We start from the raw sequence: 15,061 nt of genomic DNA, 5'->3' as shown, positions 1-15,061 counted from the left end.
GTGGCCGTCAGGCGGCGCTGAAGACGTAGGCGGCCAAAGCCAGCACCGATAAGACGAGGGGCAGAATTCGTGCGCCCCTCGTTTTCGCGCCGATGGCCATCAGGGCCGAGGCCCCCAGTGCGGTTGTCAGCAGCAAATTTCGGACGAGTGCGCGGTTACCATCCGTCTCGATCGTCGAGGGTTCGATGCCCGGGTCGAGTTCAGCCATCCAGTCGTAACCGCTTCCATTGAGGAGCAAGAGGCCGAAGATGGCCAGAGCAGCGATCGCCGACAGAAGGAGGCGTGATAGGCTTGGCATGCTTTACTCCTCCCCAATCAAAACGGGCGCGAATGTCTCCGCGCCCGTCTCGTTATGTCACATGTCCGCTCGCCGGGTATCAGCCGAAGACGCGGGCAAATATCGTGTCGACATGCTTGGTATGGTACCCGAGGTCGAACTTTTCGCGGATGTCGTCTTCCGAAAGCGCGGCGCGCACCTCTTCATCACCCAGCAGTTCTTCCAGGAAGTCGGCACCCTTTTCCCAAACCTTCATCGCGTTGCGCTGGACGAGGCGGTAGCTGTCCTCGCGCGAAACGCCGGCTTGCGTCAGCGCCAGAAGCACGCGCTGGCTCATGACAAGGCCCTTGAACTTGTTCATGTTCTTCAACATGTTCTCAGGGTAGATCACGAGCTTCTCGATGACGCCCGCCAGACGGTTGAGGGCGAAGTCGAGTGTGATGGTCGTGTCGGGGCCGATGGCCCGCTCGACGCTCGAATGGCTGATGTCACGTTCGTGCCAGAGGGCGACGTTCTCCATGGCTGGGACCACCGACATGCGCACCAGGCGGGCAAGGCCGGTCAGGTTTTCGGTCAGAACCGGGTTGCGCTTGTGCGGCATGGCCGACGAGCCTTTCTGGCCCGGCGAGAAGAATTCTTCCGCCTCCAGAACTTCGGTGCGCTGCATGTGGCGGATTTCGATCGCGACGTTTTCGATCGAGGAGGCGACGACGCCCAGCGTGGCGAAGAACATCGCATGGCGGTCGCGCGGGATAACCTGCGTCGAGATCGGCTCAGGCACGAGACCGAGCTTTGCGCAGACATGCTCTTCGACGCGCGGGTCGATATTGGCGAAGGTGCCGACGGCGCCGGAGATCGCGCCGGTTGCCACTTCCGCACGGGCGTTGACGAGGCGGTCGCGGTTGCGGGCCATTTCGGCATAGAATCGAGCAAAGGTCAGGCCCATGGTCGTCGGCTCGGCATGAATGCCGTGGCTGCGACCGATACGGACCGTGTCCTTGTGCTCGAAGGCGCGGGCCTTCAGCGCTGCCAGGACCCGATCCATGTCGGCGATCAGAATGTCGGCGGCGCGGACCAGCTGGATGTTGAGCGTCGTGTCGAGAACGTCCGACGAGGTCATGCCCTGGTGGACGAAGCGCGAGTCAGGGCCGATGAATTCGGCGAGATGTGTCAGGAAGGCGATGACGTCGTGCTTGGTGACAGCCTCGATCTCGTCGATGCGGGCGACGTCGAATTCGGCGGGACCACCCTTTTCCCAGATGGTGCGGGCGGATTCCTTCGGGATCACGCCGAGATCGGCGAGCGCGTCGCAGGCATGGGCCTCGATCTCGAACCAGATGCGGAACTTGGTTTCGGGTGACCAGATGGCGACCATTTCCGGCCGGGAGTAACGCGGGATCATCGGGCTCGTCTTTCGTTGGACATGGGAAAATGCTGGCCCCCCCTTAGCAAAGTGGGGCGGCAAGCTCAACGGTTGCGGCGGGCCATCACCAGGCTGAGCACCAGAAGCATGGCCAGTCCGGTTGGCAGCAGGTGGCGCAGCCCGAGCACGGCGAACTGGTAGAGGGCAGACGCCGTGGTGAAAATCTGCTGATAAACCCAGATGCGCGAGAGGAATGGCGCGTGCCAGTGGGCATAGAAGGTTCGATATTGTAGCGCATAAAGCCCGGAGATCGCACCGATGGTGACGACACCGAGCAGCAAGAGCCAGGCCGCCAGAACGGTCTGCGGCCCGCCGCGCTTCTCGACCATGTGAATGAGGGGCAGGGCGACGAGCCAGCCGAGCAGACCGCCGGCAGCGTAGATCAGGGTCAAGGCGAGGTCATGGCTGCTTGTCGCGCGTCCGAAGAGGTGGACGGAGAGCTGAAAGCTCGTCGCCATCGCCAGCCCCCAGGCAAGCGAACCGCCCATCCACAACTGGATCGGCGGCAGCCGGCGGCGCGGCATCAGGGCTTCACCGGCACGGCGAGCCAGCGCAGATTGTTGCCCTCGAAGCCGAGAGTGGCCATCTGAACCATGACCATGTGCGGCCCGTTCGAGCGATAGCCGGGTGTGACGACACCGCCGACGGCGTAAGCGCTCGGGCAATTGCGGCTTTTCGGAATGGACTTGTCGCGGTAGACCTCGCGCCGGGCTTCGGGTTTCGCATCATCGGCGATCGAAAGCGCGAAGCCACGCACATTGACGTTCATGTTGACGCAGAGGTCCTCACCCTTGGCCTCGAAATCCTCGATGCTGACGCGGTACACCCCTTCCGAGACGTAGAAGCTCGGAACAGCTTGATAGCGTACCTCATCGACCTTGCCCGCGAGCTCGCCGATCGGTGTCATGGCCACCAGATATCCAGGATCGTCGCCAATCTTTCGTTCATCGAGGATGGCTTTCGCCTGCTTCAGGCTTTCACGCCGCGCTTCACCGATGGAAGCTTCTTCCCGCCGGATCAAAACGCTGACCGGGGTGCCAGCAACATACTGGTCCGTTTCGGTGTCGATCACCTGAATTTCGGCATAGGGGAAGCCGGAGCCATCCTGTTCGCCGAACTGCTCGAAGGCGAAGAACTTGCCGTCAGGCGAAAAACCCAGGGGCCGCATCTCCGCCACGTCTCCGGCTGAGGCCGCAGAGGCCGTCAGAAAAGCGAGCGCGATTGCGGATAGCTGCAGTCTCAAGCCCGACCTCCTTCGGCTGCCTTGCGCAGAGTGTCGACCGTCTTGCGGTAGTCGTCAACGCCCTTGCCCTTGAAGATCGCGGAACCCGCGACCAGTGCATTGGCGCCAGCCTTGGCGATTTCGGCGGCATTGTCGGCAGTGACGCCGCCATCGACCTCGAGGTCTATCGGGCGGTTGCCGATCAGGGCCTTGGCCTTGGCGATCTTGTCCGTCATCGCGGGGATATACTTCTGGCCGCCGAAACCCGGATTGACGCTCATGATCAGGATTAGGTCGAGATCATCCATGACGTGCTCGAGGACCGAAAGCGGCGTTGCCGGATTGAGCGAGACGCCGGCCTTCTTGCCGAGCGCCCGAATGGTCTGAAGCGAGCGGTGCAGATGTGGACCGGCTTCGGCGTGAACGGTGATGATATCGCAGCCGGCATCGGCGAAGACGGCGAGATAGGGATCGGCCGGCGCGATCATCAGGTGGCAGTCGAAGACCGCCTTGGTCCAGGGGCGCAGCGCCTTGATGATGGCGGGGCCGAAGGAGATGTTTGGGACGAAATGGCCGTCCATCACGTCGAGATGCACCCATTCTGCGCCACCGTCGACGACGTCGCGCACTTCTTCTCCGAGGCGGGAGAAGTCGGCAGCCAGAATGGAAGGCGAGATCAGGAGAGGACGGGTCATCGGAAGCTCCTCGCGGGCCAGGGATCGATCGATGCCGTCGCGGACGAGAGGCGCGGGCATCAGCTGTTGATGGCGGTCCGCATAGCATCGGCGCCCTTGAGCGGCAACCATGCCTTCGGATGAGACGCCTGTCATCGGCATGGCTGGCCTTGACGATTGCTGCCCGGCGCTGCATCCCTCGGCAAAAGCATAGCCATCCGGGAGGACGACATGGCCAAATTTGCAATCATCACCGGCGGTAGCTCCGGCATCGGCCGTCATCTGGTGTCGGCCTTTGTACGCGAAGGCTATAATGTCGCCTTTACCCATCTCAGTCAGCCGGATGCCGCAGCCGATGTCGAAAAGGAAGCGGCTGTCCTCGGTGGTCGGGCAATCGGTCGGGAATGCGAGGTGGCCAACAGTGCTGACATCGAGGCATTCCTCGACGAGGTCATCGCCTGGGCGGGACAGGTGCCTGATGTTCTCGTCAACAATGCCGGCATCCAGACCTGGGCCTCAATGCTCGAACTTTCCGAAGAGCGCTGGGACGCCGTCGTCAGCACCAATCTCAAGGGCACCTTCCTCAACAGCCAGCGCGTGGCGCGCCGCATGGTGGAGGCTGGCAAGGGCGGCTCGATCATCAATCTCGGCTCCGGCTGCAACAAGCATGCCTTCCCGAAACTGGTCGACTACACCGCGTCGAAGGGTGGCATCGAGCAGCTGACCAAAGTGTCGGCCGTCGAGCTCGGGCCGCATCAGATCCGCGTCAATTGCGTGGCACCGGGTGCTATCGAAACGGCACGCACCCAGGCCGAAGCGCCTGACTATGCGAAGACCTGGGGCGATGTGACGCCTCTGCGTCGTGTCGGCACGCCGGAGGATATCGCAGGGCCGATCCTCTTCCTTGCCGGTCCGCAATCGGCGTTTGTCACCGGCCAGACGATCTGGGTGGATGGCGGCGTGTTCAGCCAGGCCTTCTGGCCGTACCGGGACTGACCTCGGTTACTGCGATGGTTCGGACACGGGCACGAAGGCCTTGCCCTGCCATTGCAGTAAGCGATAGGGGTTCTCGGTCGGCTCATGCCCCTCGCCGAAGGTAATCGAACCGATCGCCGTCTCGAAGGTCGTGCCGATCAGGGCATCCGTGACGGGTGTGCCCATGGCAGACGAGATGCCCCAGGAATCCGCGAGCATGGTGACCGCCGCGTGGGCCGGCAGAACATAGCCCTCCGGCGCGATCCCCACAGCTTCGAACGCGCTCATCAGCGCCGATGCCGATGGACCTTGCGGTGTCTCCACTAGACCGACCGCGAGCACTCCATCTTCCAGAGGGACTGGTTCGTCTGCCGCGCGCATGGCTTCACCGCCGAGCAGCGTCAGCGACAGGCCCTCCGCTTTGGCATCCCGGGCGATGATCGAGACATCGTTGCGATCGCCACCGACGAAGGCGTGCGTGATGCCGGCCGTCTTCAGCCGCCGGACCAGCGTCAGTTGCTGTTCCTGTCCCGGCCGGAAGGTGTCGACGAAAGCGGGCTTCAGGCCGCGCTCCTCGAGCGTGATTCGGATGGCCTCTGTCAGTTCACGGCCGCGGATCGTGCCGTCTTCCAGCAGCGCCACGGGCTCGCCTGGCCAATCACGCAGGATGACTTCGGAGAGCTTGGCGGATTCCTGATCGCCATTCGGTGCGAGACGGAAAAGCGGCCAGCCAGCCTTTACCGCATCCTCCATCAATCCCGTCCAACGAACCGACAGCGTCACTGCGGGCAGATCGGCGTCTGCCAGTACGGGCAGGCCTTCCTTCAGTGTTTCGCTGCAGAGAAAGCCGACCGCTGCTGTCGCTCCGGCCGCCGTGATCGCTTCCGCGACCGCCTGGCCGCTGCCGTCTGTGCAGGGTTCATCGATCTCGACGAGGTTTATCGACAGGCCCTCGGCGGCGAGCGTTGCGCCCTTTCGCACCTGATCGCCGAGCACGGCGAAGCTGCCGGTTTTCGGCGCAACCAAGGCAAGTTTCAGCTCCGCTGCCGATGCTCCAGGTATGCCCGGCAGCAGGAGCAGTGGAAGCGAAAGCCAGGTTGTGAGCAAGCGCGATTGGGGCATGCCGCGATCCTAGCCGAAAGCGCAGGCAATTGGAAATGCTGGCTTTCCGCTTATCGAAACGGGTCCGCTGTGAAATCGTGATGGTGTTGTGGAAAAGGTAAGGGCTGCGGCCCATATTCCGATATCGACGGGGGAACATACCGAGGGGAGTTTCGAGTTTGAGCATGCAAGTTCTGGATCCGGTCGTCTATCGCGAGGCCATGAGCCGTTATGCGGGGCATGTGCAGATCGTGACGACGGAGCATCAAGGCATCCGGCGCGGGGTCACCATCACTGCCGCCTGCTCGGTGTCAGACAGCCCGCCCATGGTGCTTGCCTGCCTCAACAACAGCAATCCAAGCAATGCCGTGCTTTTCGAGAGTGGGCATTTCGCGTTGAACACGCTGGGCGCCCATCACCAGGATCTGGCGAATGCCTTTGCAGGTTTCGGCAAACTCTCGGCCGAAGACCGTTTCGCCCAGGCCGAATGGCAGGTGATGGAGACCGGCTCGCCGGTGCTTGTCGATGCGATCGTCGCCTTCGACTGCGTCGTGACTGACCGCAAGGTGACGAATACCCATACGGTGCTCTTCGGCGAGGTGAAGGCGGTGCATTTCGGTGAGCGTGAGCCGTCTCTCATCTATCTGGACCGGGGCTATCACACGCTATAGACTTTCCCTCGAACATGGGAGGAGACATGGCAGAGACCTCGGGAAAGGCGCTGCCGGAGACGATCGATGGCATCATCGATCTGCTTTCGGCTGAGGATTATCTGGCCGGCAGGCCGCTTGCTACCGTGCTGTTTCTGGCGCTCAGGATGAAGCGCCCGCTTTTCCTGGAAGGGGAAGCCGGCGTTGGTAAGACCGAAGTCGCCAAGGTGCTCGCCAAGGCGCTCGACCGCCCGCTGATCCGCTTGCAGTGTTACGAAGGCCTCGATGTGGCCTCGGCTGTCTACGAATGGAACTATCCGGCGCAGATGCTGGAAATCCGCATGGCCGAAGCCTCCGGCGTCTCGGATCGAACGCGGCTCGAAGGCGACATCTTCTCCGAGCGCTATCTGATCCGCCGTCCGGTACTGCAGGCGCTGCAAGGCGAGCCGGGACGCGCGCCGGTCTTCCTGATCGACGAACTCGACCGCACGGACGAGGCCTTCGAGGCCTTCCTGCTCGAGGTGCTCTCGGATTTCCAGGTGACCATCCCCGAATTCGGCACGGTGAAGGCCGCCGAGCCGCCCATCGTCATTGTCACGTCGAACCGCACCCGCGAGGTGCATGATGCGCTGAAACGCCGTTGCCTCTATCACTGGGTGGACTATCCGACTGCTGCCGATGAACTGGCGATTATCCGCCGCAAGGTCAAGGGCTGCAACGAGCAGCTGTCTCGGCAGATCGTCGCCTATGTCCAGAAGCTGAGGACCATCGACCTCTTCAAGAACCCCGGCATTGCCGAGACCATCGACTGGGCAACGGCACTGACCGAACTCGACCGGTTGGCGCTTGATCCTGAGACCATTGCTGACACGCTGGGCACGCTTCTGAAATACCAGGAGGATATCGCCCGCATCCAGGGCAGCGAAGGCGAAAAGCTGCTCTCGGAGGTCAAGGCCGAGCTCCTGGCAAAGGCTGGCTGAGATGGAAAGCTTCGGGCCGCATCCCGCCAGTGGACGCGACGGCATCGTGGTGCCGCCGCCGGTCAAGGGTGACGGGCAGCTCGCCGACAATATCGTGCATTTCGCGCGTGTCCTGCGAAAGGCTGGCCTGAAGCCTGGCCCCGGTGCCGTCATCGATGCCATCGAGGCGGTCGACGCGATCGGTATCGGTTCGCGCATCGAGTTCCATGCTGCGCTTTCGGCGATCTTCGTCAAGCGGCACGAGGATCAGCCCGTTTTCGATGAGGCCTTTTCGGTCTTCTGGCGCTCGCGCGATCTCGTCGGCAAGATGATCGCCTTGATGTCGCCGGTGGCGGCCATCGGTGAGCGACAGAAGCCGAAGGCCGGCGGTGCGCGTGTGAGTGACGCGCTGTTTGCGGATCGGAACCGCGAGCCGAAGCCACGCGAAGAGCCGGATGTCGAGGTCGATGCCCGGCTCACGGTCTCAGGCCAGGAGGTGTTTCGCCAGCTTGATTTCGGGCAAATGACAGCCAGCGAGTTGAAGGAAGCGCGGCGCGCGATCGAGCGTTTGGCTATGCCGCTTGATCTCGTTCAAACGCGCCGCTACCGGCTCTCTCCGCGCGGGCGCCTCATCGATCCGCGCGCCAGCATGCGTCAGTCGCTGCGAACCGGTGGCGATCTGATGCTGCCGAAGTTCCGGGAGCGTCGGCAACAACCGCCGCCGCTCGTCATCCTTGCCGACATTTCCGGTTCGATGAGCCAGTACACGCGCATCTTCCTGCATTTCCTGCATGTGCTGACCGAACGTCGCCGCCGGGTGCATACCTTCCTTTTCGGAACGCGGCTCACTAATGTGACGAGGCAACTCCGCCATCGAGATCCGGACGAGGCGATCGCGCAATGCACGGACGCCGTTGCCGACTGGTCGGGCGGTACGCGGATCGGCGAGACGCTGAAGCTCTTCTACCGCCATTGGGGACGGCGCGTGCTGGGGCAGGGTGCCGTCGTGCTCCTGATCACAGACGGGCTGGAGCGGGACGAGGTCGATATGCTTGCCCGCGAGACCGACCGGCTGCATCGCTCGTGCCGACGCCTCGTCTGGCTCAATCCACTGCTGCGCTTTGCCGGTTTCGAAGCGCGCGCGCGAGGCGTGCGGGCCATGCTGCCGCATGTCGACGAGTTGCGGTCAGTCCATACTCTGGAAGCGCTGTCGGATCTCGTGCAATCTTTATCCGGTGCGCCGGATCGGAATTGCGACCCCAAGCGTTACCTCGCTTCAGACAGGAGCCTGGCATGACCATCGACGCCGTTCTGCGCGATCCGCTTGAGATTGCCGAAAGCTGGTTCGCCGAAGGACGATCCGTCGCGATCGCGACCGTGATCGAGACCTGGGGCTCGGCGCCGCGCCCGATCGGCAGCCATCTTGTCATCGACGGCGAGGGCAATTTCGAGGGCTCGGTCTCCGGTGGCTGTGTCGAAGGGGCTGTTATCACGGAGGCGCTCGACGTGATCGAGACGGGCATGCCGAAGTTGCTCGAATTCGGCGTGGCCGACGAGACCGCCTGGCGGGTCGGCCTCTCCTGCGGCGGCCGCATCCGCGTGCAGGTCGAGAGGCTCGGCTGATGGAGATTTCGACGCTCAGGGCTCTGAATGCCGCGAAACGTGGACGTCTTGGTGCCGTGCTGGTGAGTGACCTGGCTGCTGGCACTTCGCATCTGGTGACCGAGGATCGGGTTGCTGCGGATCAACTCGGCGACGAAATCCGCGCGCGGCTTCTATCTGGCAAATCGGGCATCATTGATATCGACGGCAAGAGCCTGTTTCTCAACGTCTATCTCCCACCGCCCCGGATCGTAGTGATAGGCGCCGTGCATATCAGCCAGGCACTGGCGCCCATGGCTGCACTGTCAGGCTTTGCGGTTACCATCATCGATCCTCGCACGGCCTTTGCCACGCCGGAGCGCTTCGCTGGCATTGATCTGCGTGTGGAATGGCCGGACGAGGTCTTCGCCACGATGCCGCTCGACCGCTACAGCGCCATGGTTGCCGTGACCCATGATCCGAAGATCGATGATCCTGGCGTCATCGCAGCCCTTCAAGCCGGCTGTTTCTATGTCGGTGCGCTTGGCTCGCGCAAGACGCGTGCGAAGCGGATCGAGCGGCTGACCGCCGCTGGTTTCGACGCCGAGACCATCTCGCGCATTCACGCCCCGATCGGCCTCGATATCGGGGCTGCCACACCGGCCGAAATCGCGGTAGCCATCCTCGCCGATGTCATCCAGTCGCTGCGCCGGCGCACTGTCGGGGCGGCCTCCGGCTCCTATGAGGCATCGCCGTGAAGTTCGGGCCAATCCCGACATCGGAAGCTGGTGGTGCGATCCTTGCGCATTCCCAGCCTTTGGCTTCCGGCAAGCTGCCCAAGGGACACCGTCTCCAGACAGACGATCTCGCACGCTTGCAGGCAGAGGAGGTAAACACCATCATTGTCTGCCGGCTGGAACCCGGTGACCTGATGGAAGATGAAGCGGCCGATCGGTTGAGCGCCGTGATTGATCTTCGCGGGCTCACCCGCAGTCCGGCATCGACCGGGCGTGTGAATTTGTACGCTTCGGCGAATGGTCTCTTTCGTGCGAACAAGACCTTGGTCGACCGCTTCAACGCCGTCGATCCCGCGATCACGCTTGCCTGTCTCGCCGATCGGCGGGACGTGCGGGCCGGCGATCTCGTCGCGACCGTCAAGATCATTCCGCTGGCCGTGGCGGGTGCGCGTGTTATGGAGGCTGCTGCCATCCTGCAGGAGGGTATCGCCTTCGAGGTCGCGCTCTATCGCAGGCACCGGGTGCATCTCGTCGCCACCCAACTGCCGTCCCTGAAGCCGTCCGTCATGGACAAGACGACCCGCGTGCTCGAAGCCCGACTTCTGCCCTCGGGGAGCCGGCTCGCATCGGAACAGCGCGTCCCGCATCGAGCCGACGCCGTGGCGGACGCCATTAGTGCCTCGCTTAAAGACCGAACCGCCGAAGACGGTCCGCCGCTCATCATCGTCTTCGGTGCCTCGGCCGTGGCCGATGCAGAAGACGTCATACCCTCGGCCATCCGGCTTGCCGGCGGCGTGGTCGATCAGGTCGGGTTGCCCGTGGACCCGGGCAATTTGCTGGTGCTGGGGCATGTGGAGGGTGTACCCGTCATCGGCGCGCCGGGCTGCGCCCGCTCGCCGAAGGAAAACGGTTTCGACTGGGTCCTGAACGGTATTCTCGCCGGTCATCCGCCCAATCGTGTCGAAATGACCGGCTGGGGAGTCGGTGGTCTGCTGATGGAAATCCCGAGCCGTCCGTTGCCGCGCCAAAGCGCCACGAAGGATGTCGATCCTGCGGCCCTTGGCCTCGTCGTGCTCGCCGCCGGTCGGGCAAGCCGGATGGGCGAGGGTGGTCGCCACAAGCTGCTTGCCGAGTTCGAGGGCGAACCATTGGTCCGACGTTCGGTGCGCCAGGCGATCGAGGCCGATATTGGTCCCGTCACCGTCATCACAGGCCATCGCAGCGCCGAAGTTGCCGCAGCGCTATCGGGTTTTCCTGTGGAGGTCGCCGAGAACACGGATTTCGCCTCGGGCATGGCGAGCTCGCTGAAGACTGGCCTTGCTGCCGTCGAGGCCAAGGGCCTGCCTGGCATGATGGTTCTGCTCGCCGATATGCCTGATGTGTCCAGTGGTGATATCACAGCACTCGCCCGTGCCTATGCAAAGTCCGGCGGCAAGGCGATTGTGCGCGCTGTATCCGATGGCCAGCGCGGCAATCCCGTCATTTTGCCCGCAGCGACCTTCGAGGCCTTGAAGGCCCTGGAAGGTGATATCGGAGCCCGCCCGGTGATCGAGAGCGCGGGCCTTGCCGTCATCGATGTCGAAATCGGTCCGGCTGCCCGTCTTGATGTCGATACGCCGGAGGCTATTCTGGCGGCCGGCGGGATCCTGAAGGGCTGACCATGGACAATGCGGCGATCGAGGAAATGTTCGAGGCGGTCGGACCGGTGACCATCCGTCGGATGTTCGGCGGCAAGGGCATCTATGCGCGTGGCATCATTTTTGCGCTCGAACTGCGCGGCGACCTGATGCTGAAGGGCGATGAGGAGAGTGCGCCTCTCCTGGAAGAGGCCGGCGCGAAGCGCTGGTGCTATGAGGGTCGAAGCGGCAAGCCTGTCGCCATGCCCTATTGGACAATCCCCGATGAGGCGCTCGACGACCCCGATATCATGGCGAAATGGGCGCGGATCGCGCTCGATGCCGCAATGCGGGTCACCGAGCGTGAGGCCGCTCAGCGCAGATAGGTCAGAACCGTCTGGGTGAAGACGGAAAGCGGCTGTGGCAGGTCATCCAGATCGAACCAGCCGATTTCCGAAAGCTTGTCCGGTTCGGTCAGCTGCGGATCACCGGATGTGTCGTCGGTGACGTAGAGCAGCGAAATCCAGTGCTGACGGTCCGCCTCGATCAATTGTTCGGTCATACCGAGATAGCGGATCGGACCGATCGATAGCCCCGTCTCTTCCTCGGCCTCACGGCGCGCGGCGATCTCGGCACGCTCCATGTGATCGACCTTGCCGCCGACGATGTTCCAGTGGCCGGCTTCTGGCGCCTTCATGCGCTTGCACAAAAGCAGTTTGCCATCCCGAAGGATGGCAAGACCAACCCCGAGACCGGGGAAATCGATACCTGGCTGACCCACAGGGATCAGGCCTTGGCGGCAGCGACGATCAGCATGAAGGCCGGGATGTCATCGCCGAAGCCAACGGGCGTCGGACCGTCGTCATGGTCGTGATGACGGTTCCGGCGGCGATCACGATTGTCGTCGTTTGCAGGATAAGGATTGTTGCGGTTGTTGCGCGGATTCTGATCGCGGCGCTTGTCCGTTTTGCGTTCTGTCGCCACCGGCTCCACCTTGATCGCTTCCATCACCTGAACTTCCTCTGCCGCTTTGACTGGTTCGACGCTTGCCTCGACGGGCTTCACATACTCGCTGCGCGTATCGGATTTTTGACCGCCGCGCCGCTCGCGACCCTTGTCGCGGCCGCGTTTTCCACGGCTTTCGTCGTGGCTCTCAGCCGGAGCCGGAAGTGCCGATATGTCCCCGTCATGCCATTCGATCGTCTGACCGATCAGTTTTTCGATGGCGTCGAGGAATTTCGTGTCGCTGCGCGTCACCAGTGTGAAGGCTGCGCCCGAGCGGCCGGCACGACCGGTGCGTCCGATGCGGTGGACATAATCTTCCGCATGGATAGGTACGTCGAAATTGAAGACGTGGCTGACATCCGGGATGTCGAGGCCGCGGGCGGCAACGTCCGAGGCGACCAGAAGCGTGATCTGGTTGTCCTTGAAGCCGGCCAGCATGTTGGTGCGCGAGCGCTGGTCCATGTCGCCATGCAGGGCGCCGACGGAGAAGCCATGACGCTCCAGCGAACGGTACAGGTCGGCGACGTCCTTCTTGCGGTTGCAGAAGATGATGCCGTTCTTCAATTCGCTCTGGGTGCCGATCAGTTCGCGCAGCTTGGCACGCTTCTCGTAGTCCTTGTTGTGGCAGGCAACGAGACGCTGCGTCACCGTGAGTGCGGTCGAGGAGGGCTTGGCAACCTCGATGCGTTCCGGGTTCTGCAGAAAGCGATCCGCCAGTTTCTGGATTTCCGGCGGCATGGTGGCTGAGAAGAACAGAGTCTGACGCGTGAACGGGATCATCTTGGCGATGCGCTCGATATCGGGGATGAAGCCCATGTCGAGCATGCGGTCGGCTTCGTCGATGACGAGGATCTCGACGCCAGTCATCAGAAGCTTGCCGCGCTCACAATGGTCGAGCAGGCGGCCTGGCGTGCAGATCAGGACGTCGGCACCACGTTCCAGTTTGCGATCCTGCTCATCGAACGAAACGCCACCAATCAGCAGCGCCACATTCAACTTGTGATTCCGTCCGTACTTCTCGAAGTTCTCGGCGACCTGGGCTGCCAATTCGCGCGTTGGCTCCAGAATGAGCGTGCGCGGCATGCGAGCCCTTGCGCGGCCCTTTTCTAAGAGCGTCAACATCGGAAGAACGAAAGATGCGGTCTTGCCGGTGCCTGTCTGCGCGATGCCGAGAATGTCCCGCCGCTGCAGGGCCGGCGGAATTGCGCCTGCCTGGATCGGGGTCGGAATGGTGTAGCCGGCATCGGTGACGGCAGAAAGGACTTTTTGGCTCAGGCCAAGGTCAGCAAAAGTGGTCAAAGGGAAGTAGTTTCCGTTCCTGTTCTCGCGAACATCGCTCAATAGCCCGGAAGATCGGGCGACAATGGTTGCGGCGAATAGAAGGAAACTGCCGGAAAGTCAAGGAAACGGGCGGATTTACCCCTACAAAGGCTTAATGATCACGATTAATTGGCTTGCAACGTCATGGTGATCCGCAAACCGGAGCCCTGCTGACGGAAAACCTGCTGCGTATCGTCGCCTCGCCGTCAATTGATAAGCGGCGTGAGCTTCATTCCGGCATTGAGAAAACGCATGGGATCGACAGGGTCGCCGTTGCGCCGGACCTCGTAATGCAGATGCGGCCCAGTCGACCGTCCCGTCGAACCCGCCAGGCCGAGAATTTGCCCGGTTTCGACCGTGTCGCCCTCGCTCACCAGAATGCGGGACATGTGCCCGTAACGGGTGGACAGGCCGAGGCCGTGATCGATTTCGACCATGTTGCCATAGCCGCCGGAAAAGCTTGCGGTGACGACCTTGCCGGCCCCGGTGGAGCGGATTTCCGTGCCCGTCGGCGCGCGGAAATCGATGCCGGCATGCATGGCAAGCCCACCGAAGAATGGATCCGGACGGTTGCCGAATCGGCTGGTGATTTCACGTCCGGGTGCGGGGTTGGCAAAGGGCAGGCGCTTTGCCGTTTCGCGAACCGTCTCCAGGCGCGTTAGCGCCACATCCAGCGCATTCAGCGAGGCGTTGAAGTCGCGGTCTGACTGCGGCGCCAGATAAGGACCACCGACGGCGTCGGTTGCCGGCAGTGCAGCCTGTTCGTCGATCGGCACGCCCTGACGCCTGAGGATCGCGGCAATCTCGTCGGCGGTCTGCGAGGCGCCGTTCGCCAGTTCGTCGATTCGTTGAAGCTGCTCGGCCTCGATCTCCTTCAGCGACAGCGTCATGTGCGAAAAGAGGCGGTCGGCGCGGTCTGCGACATTTTCACCGGTCATGGGTACGTAACCAAGCGCGAGCGCGCGACGTTGCGGGACTTCCGATTTCGACGGCGCTGCTGTTTCACCGAGCAGGGCGGCAAAGGCTTGTGTTCCCGTCGAGAGGGAAGCTCGGTCCTTGCCCTCGACCAAAGGCTTTTCGGCCGGCATGGGGCCATCAGTGGGGAGAGCGTCCGGCGCACTGTCCGTCTGCAGAAGCGCGTCGATCCGACCGTGACGCGAGGTCAGCGCCATCTGCTGTTCGAGGAGTTTCTCGACCTTTTCCTCGACCACCTGCTGGTCGAGTAATTGGCGCGAGGTGACACGGTCCACCTGTGCGCGGAGCGCTGCGATTCGGTCTTCATATTCATGCTGCATGCGCGCCTGGCGCGCCATGGTGGCGCCGATCAGGTTGTCGCGCAGGACGAGATAGGTCGTGGCGCCGAGATAGCCGATCGCCATGGTGCCGAGGAAGCAGACGGTGAGCGCCACCATCCAGGGACGGATAGTCATATGCCGGATGCGGTCACCGCTTGCCAGAATGATGATGTGCTGTTCCCGGCGTTTTCCGAAGACCTGGTTGTTCGAACCCGTCGTCACGCTG

Annotated in this window: 17 protein-coding genes; 8 read left to right on the top strand and 9 right to left on the bottom strand. The window is 62.7% G+C overall.

The window, feature by feature from the left end:
• Positions 1-7 precede the first annotated feature (7 nt).
• From ACQKP1_RS11070 to rpe, 5 genes are all read right to left on the bottom strand, one after another.
• A complete protein-coding gene (locus tag ACQKP1_RS11070) occupies positions 8-298 on the bottom strand; it encodes a hypothetical protein (protein ID WP_427275260.1) in 291 nt (96 codons plus the stop codon).
• A gap of 79 nt (positions 299-377) precedes the next feature.
• Positions 378-1,679 carry an adenylosuccinate lyase gene (gene purB, locus ACQKP1_RS11065; protein ID WP_427275259.1) on the bottom strand — a complete coding sequence of 434 codons (1,302 nt, stop codon included), beginning with the start codon at positions 1,677-1,679 and terminating at the stop codon, positions 378-380.
• A 65-nt stretch (positions 1,680-1,744) separates the two neighbouring features.
• Positions 1,745-2,224 (bottom strand): hypothetical protein, encoded by a 480-nt coding sequence (locus ACQKP1_RS11060; RefSeq protein ID WP_427275258.1) that lies wholly within the window; start codon positions 2,222-2,224, stop codon positions 1,745-1,747.
• Positions 2,224-2,943 (bottom strand): DUF2259 domain-containing protein, encoded by a 720-nt coding sequence (locus ACQKP1_RS11055; protein WP_427275257.1) that lies wholly within the window; start codon positions 2,941-2,943, stop codon positions 2,224-2,226. The genes ACQKP1_RS11060 and ACQKP1_RS11055 overlap by 1 nt, the downstream gene beginning before the upstream one ends.
• The gene (gene rpe, locus ACQKP1_RS11050; RefSeq protein WP_427275256.1) at positions 2,940-3,617 is read right to left on the bottom strand and encodes a ribulose-phosphate 3-epimerase; all 678 of its coding nucleotides are present in this window, start codon (positions 3,615-3,617) and stop codon (positions 2,940-2,942) included. The genes ACQKP1_RS11055 and rpe overlap by 4 nt, the downstream gene beginning before the upstream one ends.
• A 210-nt stretch (positions 3,618-3,827) precedes the next feature.
• On the opposite strand from rpe, the gene ACQKP1_RS11045 reads away from it, so the two are divergent.
• Entirely contained in the window at positions 3,828-4,592 is a 765-nt protein-coding gene (locus tag ACQKP1_RS11045; protein ID WP_427275255.1) for an SDR family NAD(P)-dependent oxidoreductase, read from the top strand.
• Positions 4,593-4,598: 6 nt separating this feature from the next.
• Here the strand turns inward: ACQKP1_RS11045 and ACQKP1_RS11040 are convergent, their stop codons facing one another.
• Positions 4,599-5,693, bottom strand: coding sequence for a branched-chain amino acid ABC transporter substrate-binding protein (locus tag ACQKP1_RS11040; RefSeq protein WP_427275254.1), 1,095 nt, complete (start codon positions 5,691-5,693; stop codon positions 4,599-4,601).
• 164 nt (positions 5,694-5,857) lie between these two features.
• Between ACQKP1_RS11040 and ACQKP1_RS11035 the strand changes: the two genes are divergently transcribed.
• Genes ACQKP1_RS11035 through ACQKP1_RS11005 form a run of 7 tightly spaced genes read left to right on the top strand, consistent with a single transcriptional unit; the run spans position 5,858 to position 11,601 of the window.
• Positions 5,858-6,343: a flavin reductase gene (locus tag ACQKP1_RS11035; RefSeq protein WP_427276440.1), complete on the top strand. Its 486-nt coding sequence runs from the start codon at positions 5,858-5,860 to the stop codon at positions 6,341-6,343.
• A gap of 26 nt (positions 6,344-6,369) precedes the next feature.
• Positions 6,370-7,302: an AAA family ATPase gene (locus tag ACQKP1_RS11030; RefSeq protein WP_203016381.1), complete on the top strand. Its 933-nt coding sequence runs from the start codon at positions 6,370-6,372 to the stop codon at positions 7,300-7,302.
• A gap of 1 nt (position 7,303) precedes the next feature.
• Positions 7,304-8,578, top strand: coding sequence for a vWA domain-containing protein (locus ACQKP1_RS11025; protein ID WP_427275253.1), 1,275 nt, complete (start codon positions 7,304-7,306; stop codon positions 8,576-8,578).
• Positions 8,575-8,904 carry an XdhC family protein gene (locus tag ACQKP1_RS11020; protein ID WP_427275252.1) on the top strand — a complete coding sequence of 110 codons (330 nt, stop codon included), beginning with the start codon at positions 8,575-8,577 and terminating at the stop codon, positions 8,902-8,904. The genes ACQKP1_RS11025 and ACQKP1_RS11020 overlap by 4 nt, the downstream gene beginning before the upstream one ends.
• On the top strand, positions 8,904-9,620 hold the full coding sequence (locus ACQKP1_RS11015) for an XdhC family protein (protein WP_427275251.1): 717 nt from the start codon (positions 8,904-8,906) through the stop codon (positions 9,618-9,620). The genes ACQKP1_RS11020 and ACQKP1_RS11015 overlap by 1 nt, the downstream gene beginning before the upstream one ends.
• A complete protein-coding gene (locus tag ACQKP1_RS11010; RefSeq protein WP_427275250.1) occupies positions 9,617-11,257 on the top strand; it encodes an NTP transferase domain-containing protein in 1,641 nt (546 codons plus the stop codon). The genes ACQKP1_RS11015 and ACQKP1_RS11010 overlap by 4 nt, the downstream gene beginning before the upstream one ends.
• Positions 11,258-11,259: 2 nt before the next feature.
• Positions 11,260-11,601, top strand: coding sequence for a TfoX/Sxy family protein (locus tag ACQKP1_RS11005; RefSeq protein ID WP_427275249.1), 342 nt, complete (start codon positions 11,260-11,262; stop codon positions 11,599-11,601).
• Here the strand turns inward: ACQKP1_RS11005 and ACQKP1_RS11000 are convergent.
• The 3 genes from ACQKP1_RS11000 to ACQKP1_RS10990 all read right to left on the bottom strand — a co-directional run bounded on the left by ACQKP1_RS11000 (position 11,589) and on the right by ACQKP1_RS10990 (position 15,057).
• On the bottom strand, positions 11,589-11,996 hold the full coding sequence (locus tag ACQKP1_RS11000) for an NUDIX domain-containing protein (RefSeq protein ID WP_427275248.1): 408 nt from the start codon (positions 11,994-11,996) through the stop codon (positions 11,589-11,591). The genes ACQKP1_RS11005 and ACQKP1_RS11000 overlap by 13 nt on opposite strands.
• A gap of 5 nt (positions 11,997-12,001) precedes the next feature.
• Complete coding sequence (locus tag ACQKP1_RS10995; RefSeq protein WP_427275247.1) at positions 12,002-13,519, bottom strand: DEAD/DEAH box helicase; 1,518 nt, start codon at positions 13,517-13,519, stop codon at positions 12,002-12,004.
• Positions 13,520-13,746: 227 nt separating this feature from the next.
• The gene (locus tag ACQKP1_RS10990) at positions 13,747-15,057 is read right to left on the bottom strand and encodes a peptidoglycan DD-metalloendopeptidase family protein (protein ID WP_427275246.1); all 1,311 of its coding nucleotides are present in this window, start codon (positions 15,055-15,057) and stop codon (positions 13,747-13,749) included.
• Between the last annotated feature and the right edge of the window lie 4 nt (positions 15,058-15,061).

The sequence above is a fragment of the Allorhizobium sp. NPDC080224 genome, from assembly GCF_050281005.1.
In the GTDB taxonomy this organism is placed as follows: Bacteria; Pseudomonadota; Alphaproteobacteria; order Rhizobiales; family Rhizobiaceae; genus Allorhizobium.
The sequence above is the reverse complement of the archived record's forward strand: the minus strand, read 5'-3'. Positions and strand labels throughout refer to the sequence as shown.

Excerpts from the sequence above, each read along its gene's own strand:
- ACQKP1_RS11045 (WP_427275255.1), top strand. The coding sequence starts at position 3,828 with ATGGCCAAATTTGCAATCATCACCGGCGGTAGCTCCGGCATCGGCCGT.
- ACQKP1_RS11070 (WP_427275260.1), bottom strand. The coding sequence starts at position 298 with ATGCCAAGCCTATCACGCCTCCTTCTGTCGGCGATCGCTGCTCTGGCC.
- rpe (WP_427275256.1), bottom strand. The coding sequence starts at position 3,617 with ATGACCCGTCCTCTCCTGATCTCGCCTTCCATTCTGGCTGCCGACTTC.
- ACQKP1_RS11060 (WP_427275258.1), bottom strand. The coding sequence starts at position 2,224 with ATGCCGCGCCGCCGGCTGCCGCCGATCCAGTTGTGGATGGGCGGTTCG.
- ACQKP1_RS11005 (WP_427275249.1), top strand. The coding sequence starts at position 11,260 with ATGGACAATGCGGCGATCGAGGAAATGTTCGAGGCGGTCGGACCGGTG.
- ACQKP1_RS11015 (WP_427275251.1), top strand. The coding sequence starts at position 8,904 with ATGGAGATTTCGACGCTCAGGGCTCTGAATGCCGCGAAACGTGGACGT.
- ACQKP1_RS11040 (WP_427275254.1), bottom strand. The coding sequence starts at position 5,693 with ATGCCCCAATCGCGCTTGCTCACAACCTGGCTTTCGCTTCCACTGCTC.
- purB (WP_427275259.1), bottom strand. The coding sequence starts at position 1,679 with ATGATCCCGCGTTACTCCCGGCCGGAAATGGTCGCCATCTGGTCACCC.
- ACQKP1_RS11020 (WP_427275252.1), top strand. The coding sequence starts at position 8,575 with ATGACCATCGACGCCGTTCTGCGCGATCCGCTTGAGATTGCCGAAAGC.
- ACQKP1_RS11025 (WP_427275253.1), top strand. The coding sequence starts at position 7,304 with ATGGAAAGCTTCGGGCCGCATCCCGCCAGTGGACGCGACGGCATCGTG.
- ACQKP1_RS11030 (WP_203016381.1), top strand. The coding sequence starts at position 6,370 with ATGGCAGAGACCTCGGGAAAGGCGCTGCCGGAGACGATCGATGGCATC.
- ACQKP1_RS11035 (WP_427276440.1), top strand. The coding sequence starts at position 5,858 with ATGCAAGTTCTGGATCCGGTCGTCTATCGCGAGGCCATGAGCCGTTAT.